Origin of the sequence: Luteimonas panaciterrae, assembly GCF_020511115.1 — a bacterium.
GTDB classification, from domain to species: domain Bacteria; phylum Pseudomonadota; class Gammaproteobacteria; order Xanthomonadales; family Xanthomonadaceae; genus Luteimonas; species Luteimonas panaciterrae.
This window is the reverse complement of sequence record NZ_JAJAVH010000008.1, coordinates 351,685-365,931: the sequence shown is the minus strand read 5'-3', so window position 1 is coordinate 365,931 and position 14,247 is coordinate 351,685. Positions and strand designations below refer to the sequence as shown.

Sequence of the window (14,247 nt, the reverse complement as noted above, 5' to 3'; positions counted from 1 at the left end):
GGCCGCCCCGCCCCCCCCCCCACGAAGCCGAGCGCGGCATCTGAATACGGGTGTCGCGCTTGGGCTCGGGCTGGGCCCGGAAAATGAGACTTCGCGCAACTGGCGACGGTATTCTGTCCTCTTTTGCCAACTCGTCCGCCTGATGGACATGCCCACGCCTTCGGCCGTGGAGCGCGACTGGACCTCGCTCGTCTGGTCCGTTCTCAACGCCGTGCAACTCGCCTTCACGCTGGCCTGGACGGCCGGCTGGATCTGCCTCGCCCTGCTGGTCTACGCGCTGCTGCGCGACCGGCACTGGCCCCTGCGGATGGCCTCCCGCTGCTGGGCGCCCGGCCTGTTGTTCGGCGCCGGCGCGCGGCTGCGAGTGGAAGGCCTGGAACGGGTGGACTGGACGCGCAACCACGTCTTCGTCGCCAACCACGCCTCGGTGATCGACATCTGCGCGCTGTTCCGCGCGGTGTCGGTGCCGCTGCGCTTCCTGCACAAGCAGGAGATGGCACGGGTGCCGTTCGTGGGCGGGTACGCGAAGGCGATGGGGATGGTGTTCATCGATCGCTCCAACCGCCGCGCGGCGCTGGGATTCCTGCGCCAATCCACCGAGGTGGTGCGTGGCGGCGCCAACCTGTGCATCTTCCCGGAGGGCACCCGCAGCCGTACCGGCGCGGTGGCGCCGTTCAAGGGCGGGGCGTTCCAGGCCGCCATCGACGCGGGCGTCGACGTGGTGCCGGTGGCGCTGGAGGGGACGGGCGCAGTCCTGCCGCCGGATGGCTTGTTCCGGGTGCGGCCTGGAGCGATCCGGGTGTGTTTCGGCGCACCGTTGGCGGTTTCCGGGCCGCAGGGGCCGGTGGATCGCCAGGAACTGGCGACCCGCGCCTATCATGCGGTCCTGGACCTGCTGAATCCTGTCCCGTTGCCCAAGGAGCGCCGCCCCGCGGCCTGACCCGTGGAGTTCACCGTCAGCCCCGAACACCCCAGCCTGCCGGGACACTTCCCCGGCCGGCCGATCGTGCCCGGCGTGGTGATCCTCGACCACGTCTTGGCCGCGATCGAGGCGCGCGATGGCGCGATCGGTCCGGTGCGGTTGCCGCAGGTGAAGTTCGTGCAGCCGTTGCTGCCGGGGGAGGGCGCGCGCATCGAACTCGACGGCCAGGCGCCGCGCTGGCGCTTCCGCGTGTTGCGCGAGGACGTGCTGTTAGCCAGCGGCGAAGTGGTGGGATCGTGAGCAACACCTGGAAGCAGCGCCGCGAGGGCGGTGGCTGGTTCGCGATCTGGTTGATCCGCTCGATCGGCCGGTATGGCGGACGTCCGTTGGCGCGGCTGTGTCTGTATCCGATCACCCTGTACTTCCTGATGCGCCGCGCCGACGAGCGCCGCGATTCGCGCGCCTATCTCACGCGGGTGTTCGGGCGTCCGGCCGGACTGCGGGACGTGGCGCGTCACATCCACACCTTCGCCTGCACCATCCTCGATCGCGTGTTCCTGCTCAGCGAGGAATTCCGCCGTTTCGAAGTGCGCGTGCACGGCCTCGACGGCCTGGAAGCGCAACTCGCGCAGGGGCGCGGCGTGCTGCTGTTCGGATCGCACCTGGGCAGTTTCGAGGCGCTGCGCGTGCTGGCGCGGCGGCGTCCCGACGTGAAGATCCGCGTGGTACTCGACAAGGCGCACAACCCGGCGGTGACGCAATTACTGGATGCGTTGAATCCCGAGATCGCCGCCGGCGTGATCGACGCCAGCCAGGACGGCCCGAGCCTGATGCTGGCGATCAAGCAAGCCGCCGACGAGGGCTGCATCATTTCGCTGCTGGTCGATCGCACGCATCCGGGCGTGCCGGTGCAGGTGGCGCAGTTCTTCGGCGAGCCCGCCGAGTTCCCGGTGTCGCCGTGGCTGATCGCCTCGGTACTGAAACTGCCCATCTCGCTCGGCTTCGGTCTCTACCGCGGCGGCAACCGTTACGATCTCCTCTTCGAATCCTTCAGCGACGACGGCATCGACCTGCCGCGTCGCAGTCGCAGTGTGCTGCTGGCTTCGCTCGTTCAGCGTTACGCTGCGCGTTTGGAGCATCATGCGCGCGGTGCGCCGTACAACTGGTTCAATTTTTATGATTTCTGGAATCTCCATGAAGACGCGTCGGAAACCGCGCGCCTGGCGATGGGGGCTGACACTGGCGTTGCTGGCCAGCGCGATGCCGCTCTCCGCCGTGCCGCAGGCGGCTGATCCCGGCTCGCCCGTCGACGCCGATTGGGTATTGCGCACGCTGGCGCGGCCGGCGCCGATGCGCGCCAACTTCGTCGAGTTCCGCGACTCGCCGCTGCTGAAGGCACCGCTGCGCCTGTCCGGCGAATACCAGCGCCCGGACGACGCCACGATGGTGCGCGAGGTGCGCGTGCCGTATCTGGAAACCACCACCATCCGCAACGGCGAGGTGACCATCGCCCGCGCCGGCAGGAGCCCGCGCAAGTTCTCGCTGTCGCGCGCGCCGGAGATCGCGGGGCTCCCGGCGAGTTTCGGGGCCATGATTTCCGGCGACCACGCCCTGCTCGAACAGACCTACAGCATCGAGGTCGAAGGCACGCGCCGGCGCTGGACGATGACGCTGGTGCCGAAGGCCGCCGCCCTGGCGAGCAAGCTGCGCGACATCAACCTCTACGGTCGTGGCGTGGAGCTGCGTTGCATCGAAACGCGGCTGACCAAAGGCAAGGTCGTGCATCGCACGTTGCTGGCCGGCGCCGCGCGCGATGCCGATGGGCTGGCCAACGGGCAGTCGCTCGCCGATCTGTGCCACGGCGAGACGCAGTGACCGCGGCCGCCAAGCGGTCGATGCGGGTGCCATGAGTCCGCGTCTGCGCATCGCGTTGGCGCTGCTGTGGCTGGTGCTGCTCGCGCTCGCCGCCTGGGCGATCGCGCCGCGCCTACAGCTCACCGGGGATCTGCGCAAGTTCATGCCCGACGCGCGCACGTCCGAGCAGAAGCTGCTGCTCGACGAACTCGGCGAAGGGCCGGGATCGCGCCTGCTGCTGATCGCCCTGTCGGACGGCGATGCGAAGATATTGGCCGAACAATCGGTGGCCTTGCGCGAGGCGCTCACGCGCGATGGCAAGTTCACGCTCGTCGCCAATGGCGATGAGGCGAGTCTCGATGCGATTCCAGAACGCCTGCGTCCTTATCGCTATCTGCTCTCGCCGACGCTCGACACGCAACGCTTCGATGCCGCCACCCTGCGCGACGAACTCGAACAGCGCGTGCAGGACCTCGGCTCGCCGGCGGGCGGACTCGTGGAGCCGCTGCTTCCCAGCGATCCCACGCTGGAAACCCTCAAGATCGCCGACGCCCTGCAACCGGCGAACGCGCCGCAGCGGTTGTACGGCGTGTGGTTCGATCGCGCCGGCCAGCGTGCCCTGCTGCTGGCGCAGACGCATGCGGCGGGATTCGATCCCACCGGCCAGCAATTGGCGGTGGATGCGATCCGCGAGGCCTTCGCCAAGGTGCGTGGGCAGGCGGAGACATCACTCACGCTGAGTGGCCCCGGCGCGTTCTCGGTCGAGATCGGCGGACGCACCCAGGCCGAGGCGCAATGGATCGGCAGCTTCGACACCATCGGCCTGATCCTGTTGCTGATCATCGCCTACCGCAGCTGGAAGATTCCCGTGCTCGGCGTGCTGCCGCTGGCCAGCGCCGGCCTGGCGGGGCTGGCCACGGTCGCGCTGCTGTTCGACGGCGTGCACGGCATCACCGTCGCGTTCGGCTTCACCCTGATCGGCGTGGTGCAGGACTATCCGATCCATCTCTTCAGTCATCAGCGCCCGGGTGAATCGCCCGTGCACAACGCGCGCGCGCTGTGGCCCACGCTCGCGACCGGCGTGGTTTCCACCTGCATCGCCTATCTGACGTTCTTCTTCGCCGGCGTCGATGGACTGAACCAACTCGCCGCCTTCACCATCGCCGGCCTCGCCACCGCGGCGTTGACGACGCGTTTCCTGTTGCCATACCTAATCGATCCGGCGCCGCGTGATCTGGCCGATTCGCGTTTCCTCGCCAAAGTCTGGAACCGGATCGAGCGCGCGCCGAGGCCGCGCTGGGCGCTAGCGGTGTTCGCGCTGCTGGCGCTGGCCGCAATCGCACTCGCGCCCGGTGCTTTCTGGCAGAACGATCTGGCGAAACTCACGCCGGTACCGCCCGATGCGCTCGCTCGCGACGCGGACTTGCGCGCGGAACTCGGCGCACCCGACGTGCGTTACGTGCTGACGGTGCAAGGCCGCGACGCCGAAGCTGTGCTGGCGGCGTCCGAACGTCTGCGCCCCGCGCTCGACCGGCTCGTCGCGAACAAGGCCCTGTCCGGCTACGACATGGCCGCGCGCCTCCTGCCCAGCGCTGCGCTGCAACGCGCACGCCAGCAGCGCCTGCCGAAGACGGCGGCATTGCGGGCCGCGCTCGGTTCGGCGCTGGCTGACAGTCCATTCCGCGCCGATGCCTTCGACGATTTCGTCGACGACGTCGCCAAGTCCAGGCGCGCGCCGCCGCTGTTGCGCCGCGATCTCGAAGGCACGCCGCTGGCGACGTCAGTCTCCGGCCTGCTGATCGAAAGCGGCGACCATGCCACCGCGCTGGTCTCGCTCAGCGGCTTGCGCGATCTGCCCGCGGTCGCTCGTGCCGCCGGCACACATGGCGCGCAGTTGCTCGACATGAAGGCGGCGTCGGAATCACTGGTCATCGCCTATCGCGGCCGCGTGCTCGCCGCGCTCGGTGTCGCCGCGCTGTTGCTGGCCGTCGCCGTCTGGGTCGCCTTGCGCACCCCGCGCCGCGTCGTGCGCGTGTTGCTGCCGATGGCGCTGACCACGCTCGCCATCCTCGCCATCCTGCGGCTGTGCGGTGTCGAGCTGACCTTGTTCCACCTGGTGGCGTTGATCCTGGCCGCCGGTCTCGGCCTCGACTACGCCTTGTTCTTCGATCACGCCGGCGAGGACCGTAACGACCAGTTGCGCACGCTGCATGCGCTGATCGTGTGCAGCCTGACGACGCTGCTGGTGTTCGCGATGCTGGCGCTGTCCTCGATCCCGGTGTTGCGCGCGATCGGAACGACGGTGGCGATTGGCGTGTTCGGCAACTTCGTGCTGGCGCTGCTCGTGTCGCGGCAGCCGGTCACGGACGCGCGCTGAGCGTCGCGGCCATGCTCCAGCGTGCCGAGATCCAGGCATTGATTCCGCATCAGGGCGCGATGTGCCTGTGGGACGAAGTGCTGGCCTGGGACGCCGACCGCATTCGCCTGCGTGCGCGCAACCATCGCGATACCGATCACCCGCTGCGCTCGCGGGACGGATTGCACGCGGTGCATCTGTGCGAATACGGCGCGCAGGCGATGGCGGTGCACGGCGGGCTGCGTTCGCGCGAAAAAGGTGAACCGGCCAAGCCGGGCCTCCTGGTGGCGCTGCGCGATGTGCGGTTGCACGTGACCCGCATCGACGACCTGCCGGAGGCGCTCGATGGCGAAGCCGAGGTCCTGGCCGAGGCCGGGCTCAGCCAGCAGTACGCATTCCGCATCTTCCATGCCGGTGATCTGATCGCCGAAGGCCGTGCGGCGGTCATGCTCCACGACGTGGCGACTGCGGGATAATCGGACGATGCCTTCCGATACCTCACCAAAACATGCTTTGACAAGACGTGCTCTGACAAGACGTGCTCTGGTCACCGGCGGAAGCGGCGATCTCGGCGGCGCGATCTGCCGGCGGCTCGCCGCCGACGGGCTGCACGTCATCGTCCATGCCAACGCCAACCTCGCGCGTGCCGAAAGCGTGGCAGCCGAAATCCGCGATACCGGCGGCATCGCGACAGCGATCGCCTTCGACGTTACCGACGGCGAGGCGACACGGCAGGCCATCGAGACCCAGCTTGCTGACGGGCCGATACAGGTGATCGTCAACAACGCCGGCATCCACGACGACGCGCCGATGGCCGGCATGACCGACGCACAATGGAAGCATGTGATCGACGTGTCGTTGCACGGCTTCTTCCACGTCACCCAGCCGTTGCTGCTGCCGATGGCGCGCACGCGCTGGGGCCGCATCGTCAGCGTGTCGAGCGTGTCGGCCGTGCTCGGCAATCGCGGCCAGAGCAACTACGCCGCCGCCAAGGCCGCGCTGCACGGCGCATCGAAATCGCTGGCGCGCGAGATGGCCAGCCGCGGCATCACCGTCAATGTGGTGGCGCCGGGCGTGATCGCGGGCGGCATGACGGACGCCACCTTTTCGCCCGAGACCATCAAGCAGATCGTCCCGGCCGGCCGCGCCGGCACGCCGGACGAGGTCGCCGCGCTGGTCGCCTTCCTGTGCGGACCCGCGGCCGGCTATATCAACGGCCAGGTGATCGGCATCAACGGTGGCATGGCCTGAACGAGGCCGGCTACATGCATTTATTCAGCGTCGGTGGGGGAGGCTGGCGTAGCATCGCTTCCGTTCACGGCATCATCGGGGGATCGACCATGTTCCGCAAAACGCGTCAGGCCGTCGTGCCACTGCTCGCCCTGTTGCTGGCCGCTTGCGCCAGTTCCGCCCTGGTCACCGGCCGGCCGCGTCCGCCGATCGATCCCTCGCAGGTCCGCGTGTACTTCAACACGCCGGCCGTGCAGTTCGAGGAGATCGCGCTGCTGGAGACCAAGAGCGGCGCCCTCACCTACGGCGAACAGAACAAGATGAACTCCGTGGTCACCAAGCTGCGCAAGGAAGCGGCGAAGCTCGGCGCCAACGGCGTGCTCTTCCGTGGCACCGCCGATGGTTATGGCGGAGGCGGCATGAGCGTCGGCGGAGGTGGTGGCCGCATCGGCGGACATGGCTATGGTGGTGTCGGTGTGGGTGTCGACATCACGCCGCGACAGAAATTCGCGCGAGGCGTCGCGATCTACATCGCCAATCCGCCGCCATCCGACGCGATGCCACCCGCGCTTCCTCCGCAACCCGCGCCGCCGTCCCGCTGATCTTCGTCGGAGCGCACGGAGTGGCGGGCCCGAAGACCAAGCCGCAGACCGCATCGGTCGCCGACTTCATCGCCGCCATCGATGATCCTGACAAGCGCGCCGACGCCGAGGCGCTCTCGGCGATGATGCGCAAGGCCACCGGTTGCGAGCCGAAACTGTGGGGCGCCGCCATCGTCGGTTTCGATCACTACCACTACAAATACGCCAGCGGACAGGAAGGCGACTGGCCGGTGGTGGGGTTCGCCCCGCGCAAGCAGGCGTTCGTGCTTTATCTCGCTTCCGATCTCGCGCCGTTCGAGCCGTTGTTGCAGAAGCTTGGCAAGCACAGCACGGGGAAAGGGTGTTTGTACGTGAAGAGATTGCGAGACGTGGATGTCGCCGTGTTGCAGCGCCTGGTCGAAACCGCTATCACTGAAATTCGAAAGCGTTATCCAAAGTTGTCTGCATCCTCATGACTATTCGTGGATACCTGATCGGCAGGAAGCGGCTCTATAGCCGTTTCTACGCCCTGTCGCTGGCCATCATGGTGGGTTCCCTCGCCATGGCATCGGTATTCGACAAGTCATGGGCATATTGGGTTTTCGCAGCTGCTTGTCTGGCGTATATCGGCGCATTGCAGGTTTACAAGTTCGGCGTGCGATGCCCGAATTGTCGGGGCAATATTGGATGGTCCAACAACCATTTCGGCGACAAAGGATTCTTGTTCCTGAGGCCGGTCGTGTATCGCCAGTTTTGCGGTGTTTCCTTGGACTCTGATATGCCAAGCCGCGTGTCTGGCTGAGGAAGCGATTCGTTATCGGCGGTGTGCTGTGCGGGCGATGTCTGCGGAGGCATTCGTGCGGACACCAAGCCATGTCAGCAACGGCGACGTCATCACGGTGGTAAAGATCGCCATCACCAGCAGCATCGTGAACAGTTCCGGCCCGATCAGGCCGGCGTCGAGGCCGACCTTCATCACGATCAGCTCCATCAAGCCGCGCGCGTTCATCAGCGAACCGGCGGCGAAACTTTCGCGCCAGCCGTGACCGGCGAGGCGCGCGCCGAAGGCGCCGCCGGCGATCTTGCCGACGATCGCGGTGATCAGGATCAGCGCCAGTGCGCCAAGGCCGGCACCGACGAAAGCATCGGCCGTGGTGTTGAGGCCGGCCAGGGCGAAGAAGATCGGCATCAGCACGATCACGGCGAGCGGTTCGAGCCGTTCGGTCAGCGTTTTCAACAACCGGTCGTCGCGCGGCAGGCAGGCGCCGAACAGGAATGCACCGAACACCGCATGCAGATGCAGCCATTCGGTCGCGGCCGCGCCGGCGAACGCGCCGACCAGCAATGCGGCGAACATCGGCGCCGAAGGCCGGCCGTCGATGGCGTGGCGGCGCAGCAATCGCGCATACAAGGGTTTCAGGCCGCCGAACACCAGCGCGCACAGCACGATCAGGCCGAGCGCCGCACGCAGGAATCCTTGCGAGCCTTCGCCCGTGCCCGTCAGTGCGATCACCAATGCCAGCATGATCCAGGCGAAGACGTCGGCGATGGCGGCCGAACTGAGCGCGAGTTGCCCCAGGCGCGTCTGCGTCATGCCGCGATCCTTGAGGATGCGCGCCAGCACCGGAAACGCGGTGATCGACATGGCGATGGCCATGAACAGCGCGAACGGCCAGAAACCGACGCCGGGCGGCGCCAATGTCGGATGCAGCCAGGGCGAGATCGCGAAGCCGAGCGCCATCGGCAGCGCCACGCCAAGTACACCGACCATGCCCGCCGACTTGAGTTGCGCGCGCACGCCGTCCGGCGCGCGCAGTTCGGCGCCGACCACGAACATGAAGAGCATCAGTCCGAGCGTCGACAGTGAGGTGAGTGCCGGCAGCGATGCCTTGGCGAAGAGGCTGGCATGGAGTTCGGGAAAGAGCGCGCCGAACACGATCGGCCCCAGCACGATGCCGGCCGCCATTTCACCGATCACCGGCGGCTGGCCGAACACGCGCAGCAGGCCGCCGCATGCGCGTGCGACGACGAGGATGACGACCACCTGCAGCAGCAACAGCAGCGAAGGCGACATGGTGCGCGGTCAATCCATGAGCGAAGGAGGGATGTTAAGACATGCGACCGCGCGGGCCTACTGCTGGGGTGCGACGTGCCGCGCCTCTGCGAATTCCCCGTCGGGATCGTCGATGCGCGGTGGTTGCGCGCGGGTGCGGCGATATTCCTGCAAGATGTTGCCGTGGCCCCACACTTGCGTGACGACGTGCGAGGTGATTTTCCACAGATCGCGCACCAGGCGGAAATGGCTTTTGCGGAAGGTGTCCGGCGCGTGCGCGGCGGCGTAGCGCGTTTCGATCGGCACCGCGACGATGCCGACTCCGGCGCGCCTCGCGGCCGAGATCAGCAACTGCGCCTCGTACACGAAGTCCTCGCCCGGCACGCCTTCGAGCGTGTAGACCGCATGCGGATAGAAGCGCTGCCCGCTCTGGCTGTCGACGATGCGGAAACCGCAGGCCCAGCCGATGCCCCAGTCGCCGAAATCGTTGCCGATGCGGCGGTACATCGGTTGCGCGGCGCGCTTGCGCAGTCGCGCGCCGATGATCACGCAGCCGGGATGACGATCGGCGGCGGCGAGCAGGCGCGGGAAATCGGCGGCGCTGTGCTGGCCATCGCCGTCCATCGTGAGTACACCGCGTGCGCCCTGGCGCCGCGCTTCGTGGAAGCCGTCGCGCAGTGAAGCCCCCTTGCCCATGCGCTGCGAATGCCGCAGCAGGGTGATCGGCAGATCGGCGATGCAGTCGGAGGTGCCGTCGTCGGAACCATCGTCGACGACGATCACGTGATCGCAGTAGGTCAGTGCGTCCTGCACGACTTCGCGGATGCGTAACGATTCGTTGAGCGCGGGAATCACCACGGCGACGTTGCCGCGGTTCAGAACCGGCGTGGACGAGGACGTTTCAACCATGCGCGATTTCTACTCTCAGCAGCCGGCCGGGGCCGGCTTTCAGCAAGACGACATCACCGCCACTGGCCAGCGCGTCGAACAGCGGCAGCATCTGCGCCATGGCGTTGTTGGCGCCGAGCCGCGCCAGCGCGCCTTGCGTCGGCGGCGGATCGCCATCGACGAGTGTTGCGCGCAGCACGGCGATGGCGGGTTTCTCGGAAGGGGAGTGCAAGCCGGGATCGCGCCGCGAAAGCACCAAGGCTCCGCCGAGCAGTCCTTCGCTGTGCGTCATCTCGCCGAGCGGGCCGGTCGAGGCGGTGTCGTAGCCGGCCAGCAGCACGGCTTCGGCGCCATCGTTCAATTGCGCCAGCGCTTCGAGCAGCCCTTGCGCGAAGGTGCCGTCGAAGGCGCTGATCGCGGTGGTGGCATGCATGCAGCCATTGCCGATGGTCCAGTAGCCGGCGGCGGCGTTGTGGACGGAATTGTGGAATTTGGTCGGCGACATCGCGCGCGGCTCGCTGGCGAGCGTCGCGCAGATGTAGTCGGTGATGGCGAGATCGCCATGTGTGGAGGCGAACACCGATGGCAGCGAGGCCGGATCGCGGTCCGCCGCCTGACAGGCCGCGGCGGCGACTTCGAGCGCGATGCCCACCGATTCGGAGGCGCGACGGCGCTCGTTCGGCGGGAGCAATTGCGGTGATGGCTTGCTCGGTGCATCGGCGATCAGCGCGCCGCCGTTGGCGAATGCGCGGGCCGCCTCCCACGAAGGCAGTCCGTGCATCCAGAAACCGATGCCCTCGATGGCGGCGACCAGCGAACTCACGCCACCTTCCCGAAGACCAGAGAGCAGTTGTTGCCGCCGAAGCCGAAGGAATTGTTCATCGCGTAACGGATCGCGCGTTCGTCGTTGTCGAGGCGGATCTGCGCGCCGCAGGCGTCGTCGCGGCGTGTGCTGTTGAGCATGCCGGGCAGGATGCCGTCTTCCAGCGCGATCAGTGCGAACACCGATTCGACGATGCCGGCCGCGCCGAGCGTATGACCGGTCCAGCCCTTGGTGGAGCTCGCGTGCACGCTGCCCGGAAACAGCGCATCCACGGCGCGCGCTTCCACCGCGTCGTTGGCGGGCGTGGCGGTGCCGTGCAGATTGAGATAGCCGATGTCGCCCGCATCGATGCCGGCGCGCGCCAGCGCATCGCGCATCGCGGCGAGCACGCCGAGGCCTTCCGGATGCGGCGAGGACATGTGGTGGGCGTCGCTGGATTCGCCGTAACCGCACAGCCGCAATGCGGCATCGCCGGTGTCGTCGCCGAGATCGGCACGCTCGAGAATGGCGAAACCGCCGGCCTCGCCGAGCGAAAGGCCGTCGCGTTCCGCATCGAACGGACGGCACGGCTGCGCCGACACCAGGCCGAGCGCGTTGAAGCCGAACAGGATGCTGCCGCACAGCGTGTCGACCCCGCCGACCAGGGCCGCATCGACGACGCCGGCATGGATCAGCCGCGCCGCCTGCGCGAACACCTTGGCGCTCGACGAGCAGGCCGTGGCCACGGTGATGCACGGCCCGCGCAGGCCGGTGGCGTATTGCACGAAATGGCCGAGCGAGTGCGGCGTGTGCACGATCGGGCGGGCGAGGTCGGCGGGGAAATGCTGCGAAAAAGCAGGGCCGTCGCCCTCGGTCATCCGCGCGTAGGCCTCTTCGGTGGCGCCGATGCTGGCCGTGGAGGTGCCGAGCACCACCGCCACCCGCGTCGCGCCATGGCGTTCACGCAGCGCGAGGACGGCGTCGAACAGCCCGTCCTGCCGCAGCGCGAGCCAGGCCAGACGGTTGTTGCGGCAATCCCACTGGGCGAATTCTGCCGGCAGGGGCGAGGCCTCCAGGCCGTCGACGCGGCCGATCCAGCAGTCCAGCCGTTCCCGGGCGATGGCGCCCTCGCCGAAATCGTTGCGCCTCAGGCCGCCACGGCGCTCGCGCAGCGCCCGTGCCTGGGCCTCACGCCCACGCCCGAGCGCGGTCGTGGCCGTGTAGGCCCGGATCGCCAGCGTCGACGGGGGAGGCGACGATTTCGATGACGGCACCCGGGGCACCTTTTCCTGGAAAGGCCCGGGAGTATAGCGACCGCACCGTGGCGCCAACCTGAGCGGAGAAAACCCGCAAATCCGGCCGGCGCGGCGCCTTGACTGCCGGGGTTGCCGCCTTGCCTGCCGGTGGGCGGTCAGACCACCCTGGAGCCGCGATTGGGGTCCTCTCCGCGCTGCAGGCCTTCCTGTCGCACGGATTGCTGCGCCATTTGCTGGTTCGCCACTTCGATCCGCTGCATCGAGTCGTTCACGGGTGTCTGCGCGGCAACGGCGGTCGGCATGGACTCGCGCTGCATCGCCGGATCGGAACGGTTGCCCTGCACGAGGAAGACCAGCTCGCCCGCCTGCAGGTTTGGTGTCCGGTTGTTCACCGCTACCTCGTCGACGCGGGAGATGCCGTTCTGCTTCGCCAGCGCCAGCAGGCTCATCGACATCCGCTCGCTGGCCGCGTCGAACGTGCGCCCGTGTTGTGCATCGAGGCGCTGGACGCCTTCGCGAATCTGTTCGTACAGCGCGTGGTCGGGGTGGGTGGGGTCGCGCGGATCACGAGTGTCGTGCGGGCCGAGGGAGCGGACAGGGTTCTGGATGCTGGGGGTGCCAGGATCGGGGGGCATGCCGGTGGGGATTTCGTTTTCGGTAGGCATGTATCTATTTCCTTATACGTAGCCCTTCAGTCGCTTGCGGGCATGGTTTCGGGATCGAAATTATTGATCGAAACAATGTCGAAATCTTTCTGATCCAGACGCTTGCTTGCCGCGTCACCTGTGATTCTGTCCGAATTTTTCTCGACGAGATGGTCCAAGATCCAGTCTGTGTCCTTCTGCGAATAATGGAAGTCGTATTCTCGCGACCAGAGTTCACGAGATCCGCCTTCGAATCGGATCGCGAAACGCCCCGGGCTCACCGTAATGTCGGCAAGAGGGTCTCCCATCATTCCGCCGCAGGAGGCGCATAGCACCGCGCTGGAATTTTCGACAAGTTTCTTGGGGCGGCCATCGGGTGTGCCGCCAATGATCACGAGTGCTCGGGGGCGTGAGTCCTTGTCGCGGGTTTCCTTGCTTTGAAGAACGAGCAGGGCATCGTCATGGCCATCTGCATTGAGATCGCCATGTTTCTCCATGCGGATTTCGAAACCGGCGGGCACAAAGGAGCCGGCGTCAATTGTGAAAGAAGGCTGTGCGTCTGAGGCGCCCTTCGGTGTCGAAGAAGGCGAGGCCGGAAGGCTTTTATGAGGAGCGGCGTCTGAGCGCGGCGCGTCTTTGGATGCCTCGGGTTGCCCCGAGGCTGGAGGCTGCGCGGTACAGGCTGCGTTGAACAACGAAAGAGTTGCGGCTACGAACAGCGCGCGTGTTTTCGAGGGATGCATGAGCTTGCTTCCCGAAGCGCATGCGATCGATCCGGTGCATGTCACTGGCAGCAAGCCCATGGTCGCGAAAACAGATCGGCTCATCCTGAATGCCTTTGGCGGAGAGCTGGTCCGGATGCTACCCAATTTTCCGGGAGGGCGTGTGTGAAGACGGCGCCCTGGTTGCCGCTGAAATCCTGCCTTTTCTCATGATCTTCAAGCACCGAATCCCGTCAGAAGGTCTCCAGTGATGATTCGGGATCTCAATCGTGCGCGGTGCTGCCAGCACCCTTCAGCGCACGATACCGCTCCAGCGTCTGCTCCAGATCAGTGCCCAGCGAGGCGCGTTCGGCCATCTGTTGCTGCAGTGTGTCTTCCAGATGCAGCAGGTCGGCATGCTGCTGCTGGATCTTCTCGGTCAGCGGCTTTGCCACCGACTTGGATTGCAGTTCCAGATCGGCGGCCTGGCGCAGCAGGCCGAGCAGGCTCTGGCGCAGGCTGAGGACGGCCAGACGCGAGCCCTTGAGGGATTCCTCGATGAGGACGATGCGGTCGCCGTAGGCGCGGCGCAGTTCCTCTTCGCTGGCATAGGATTCGGCCATCGCGAGGTCGCGGCGTTTGACGGCGGCCTCGCTTTCGGCGGCGAGCTTGGCCTGCTTTTCCGCCAGTGCGGCGGCGGCGCGTTCTTCGTCGGTCTGCGTGCGGTCGAGCGTCTTGACGGTCTTACCGTTGCTGGCGTTGATTTCGGTGCGCGCGCGATCGACGGCTTCAGGGGGCAGGGTGTCGCCGCAGATGCGGCGGCCGCCTTCATCCCAGCAATACAGCTTCTTCGCCGCGGCGGCCTTCTGGTTCTTCTGTTGCGCGGGGATGGCCGCCGGCAGTAGCAACAAGGCTCCGACCGTGCATGCGATGGCTGTTTTCATCGATACGGCTTTCATC

Annotated in this window: 18 protein-coding genes; 11 read left to right on the top strand and 7 right to left on the bottom strand. The window is 66.9% G+C overall.

The window, feature by feature from the left end; all coding sequences use genetic code 11:
* Nucleotides 1-148: 148 nt before the first annotated feature.
* The 10 genes from LG367_RS12530 (at nucleotide 149) to LG367_RS12485 (ending at nucleotide 7,745) form a co-directional block, all read left to right on the top strand.
* Nucleotides 149-940 (top strand): lysophospholipid acyltransferase family protein, encoded by a 792-nt coding sequence (locus LG367_RS12530; protein WP_226469600.1) that lies wholly within the window; start codon nucleotides 149-151, stop codon nucleotides 938-940.
* Nucleotides 941-943: 3 nt separating this feature from the next.
* Nucleotides 944-1,222, top strand: a complete 279-nt coding sequence (locus tag LG367_RS12525; RefSeq protein WP_226469583.1) for an ApeI family dehydratase — start codon at nucleotides 944-946, stop codon at nucleotides 1,220-1,222.
* The gene (locus LG367_RS12520; RefSeq protein WP_226469582.1) at nucleotides 1,219-2,214 is read left to right on the top strand and encodes a lysophospholipid acyltransferase family protein; all 996 of its coding nucleotides are present in this window, start codon (nucleotides 1,219-1,221) and stop codon (nucleotides 2,212-2,214) included. The genes LG367_RS12525 and LG367_RS12520 overlap by 4 nt, the downstream gene beginning before the upstream one ends.
* Nucleotides 2,183-2,797: a LolA-related protein gene (locus LG367_RS12515; protein WP_425490962.1), complete on the top strand. Its 615-nt coding sequence runs from the start codon at nucleotides 2,183-2,185 to the stop codon at nucleotides 2,795-2,797. Before LG367_RS12520 ends, LG367_RS12515 begins: the two co-directional genes overlap by 32 nt.
* 31 nt (nucleotides 2,798-2,828) lie before the next feature.
* On the top strand, nucleotides 2,829-5,153 hold the full coding sequence (locus LG367_RS12510; RefSeq protein WP_226469580.1) for an MMPL family transporter: 2,325 nt from the start codon (nucleotides 2,829-2,831) through the stop codon (nucleotides 5,151-5,153).
* An 11-nt stretch (nucleotides 5,154-5,164) separates the two neighbouring features.
* Nucleotides 5,165-5,608: a hotdog family protein gene (locus LG367_RS12505; protein ID WP_226469579.1), complete on the top strand. Its 444-nt coding sequence runs from the start codon at nucleotides 5,165-5,167 to the stop codon at nucleotides 5,606-5,608.
* Nucleotides 5,609-5,645: 37 nt separating this feature from the next.
* Nucleotides 5,646-6,383 carry a 3-oxoacyl-ACP reductase FabG gene (gene fabG, locus LG367_RS12500; RefSeq protein WP_425490956.1) on the top strand — a complete coding sequence of 246 codons (738 nt, stop codon included), beginning with the start codon at nucleotides 5,646-5,648 and terminating at the stop codon, nucleotides 6,381-6,383.
* An 89-nt stretch (nucleotides 6,384-6,472) separates the two neighbouring features.
* The gene (locus LG367_RS12495) at nucleotides 6,473-6,964 is read left to right on the top strand and encodes a hypothetical protein (RefSeq protein WP_226469577.1); all 492 of its coding nucleotides are present in this window, start codon (nucleotides 6,473-6,475) and stop codon (nucleotides 6,962-6,964) included.
* Nucleotides 6,965-6,984: 20 nt separating this feature from the next.
* Complete coding sequence (locus LG367_RS12490; RefSeq protein ID WP_226469576.1) at nucleotides 6,985-7,419, top strand: DUF1801 domain-containing protein; 435 nt, start codon at nucleotides 6,985-6,987, stop codon at nucleotides 7,417-7,419.
* On the top strand, nucleotides 7,416-7,745 hold the full coding sequence (locus LG367_RS12485) for a hypothetical protein (protein WP_226469575.1): 330 nt from the start codon (nucleotides 7,416-7,418) through the stop codon (nucleotides 7,743-7,745). The genes LG367_RS12490 and LG367_RS12485 overlap by 4 nt, the downstream gene beginning before the upstream one ends.
* Before the next feature lie 12 nt (nucleotides 7,746-7,757).
* On the opposite strand, the gene LG367_RS12480 is transcribed toward LG367_RS12485, so the two are convergent.
* The 6 genes from LG367_RS12480 to LG367_RS12455 form a co-directional block, all read right to left on the bottom strand.
* On the bottom strand, nucleotides 7,758-9,017 hold the full coding sequence (locus LG367_RS12480) for a cation:proton antiporter (RefSeq protein WP_226469574.1): 1,260 nt from the start codon (nucleotides 9,015-9,017) through the stop codon (nucleotides 7,758-7,760).
* Between the two features lie 57 nt (nucleotides 9,018-9,074).
* The gene (locus LG367_RS12475) at nucleotides 9,075-9,905 is read right to left on the bottom strand and encodes a glycosyltransferase family 2 protein (protein WP_226469573.1); all 831 of its coding nucleotides are present in this window, start codon (nucleotides 9,903-9,905) and stop codon (nucleotides 9,075-9,077) included.
* Nucleotides 9,898-10,665 carry a beta-ketoacyl synthase chain length factor gene (locus LG367_RS12470; protein ID WP_226469599.1) on the bottom strand — a complete coding sequence of 256 codons (768 nt, stop codon included), beginning with the start codon at nucleotides 10,663-10,665 and terminating at the stop codon, nucleotides 9,898-9,900. Before LG367_RS12470 ends, LG367_RS12475 begins: the two co-directional genes overlap by 8 nt.
* Nucleotides 10,666-10,703: 38 nt before the next feature.
* Nucleotides 10,704-11,924, bottom strand: coding sequence for a beta-ketoacyl-[acyl-carrier-protein] synthase family protein (locus tag LG367_RS12465; protein ID WP_264179908.1), 1,221 nt, complete (start codon nucleotides 11,922-11,924; stop codon nucleotides 10,704-10,706).
* A gap of 173 nt (nucleotides 11,925-12,097) precedes the next feature.
* Nucleotides 12,098-12,607 (bottom strand): XVIPCD domain-containing protein, encoded by a 510-nt coding sequence (locus tag LG367_RS12460; protein WP_226469571.1) that lies wholly within the window; start codon nucleotides 12,605-12,607, stop codon nucleotides 12,098-12,100.
* Between the two features lie 26 nt (nucleotides 12,608-12,633).
* Nucleotides 12,634-13,329, bottom strand: coding sequence for a hypothetical protein (locus LG367_RS12455; RefSeq protein WP_226469570.1), 696 nt, complete (start codon nucleotides 13,327-13,329; stop codon nucleotides 12,634-12,636).
* Here LG367_RS12455 and LG367_RS12450 point away from each other — a divergent pair.
* Nucleotides 13,328-13,477, top strand: coding sequence for a hypothetical protein (locus LG367_RS12450; protein ID WP_226469569.1), 150 nt, complete (start codon nucleotides 13,328-13,330; stop codon nucleotides 13,475-13,477). The genes LG367_RS12455 and LG367_RS12450 overlap by 2 nt on opposite strands.
* A 94-nt stretch (nucleotides 13,478-13,571) precedes the next feature.
* Here the strand turns inward: LG367_RS12450 and LG367_RS12445 are convergent, their stop codons facing one another.
* On the bottom strand, nucleotides 13,572-14,231 hold the full coding sequence (locus tag LG367_RS12445) for a hypothetical protein (RefSeq protein WP_226469568.1): 660 nt from the start codon (nucleotides 14,229-14,231) through the stop codon (nucleotides 13,572-13,574).
* Nucleotides 14,232-14,247: the final 16 nt, after the last annotated feature.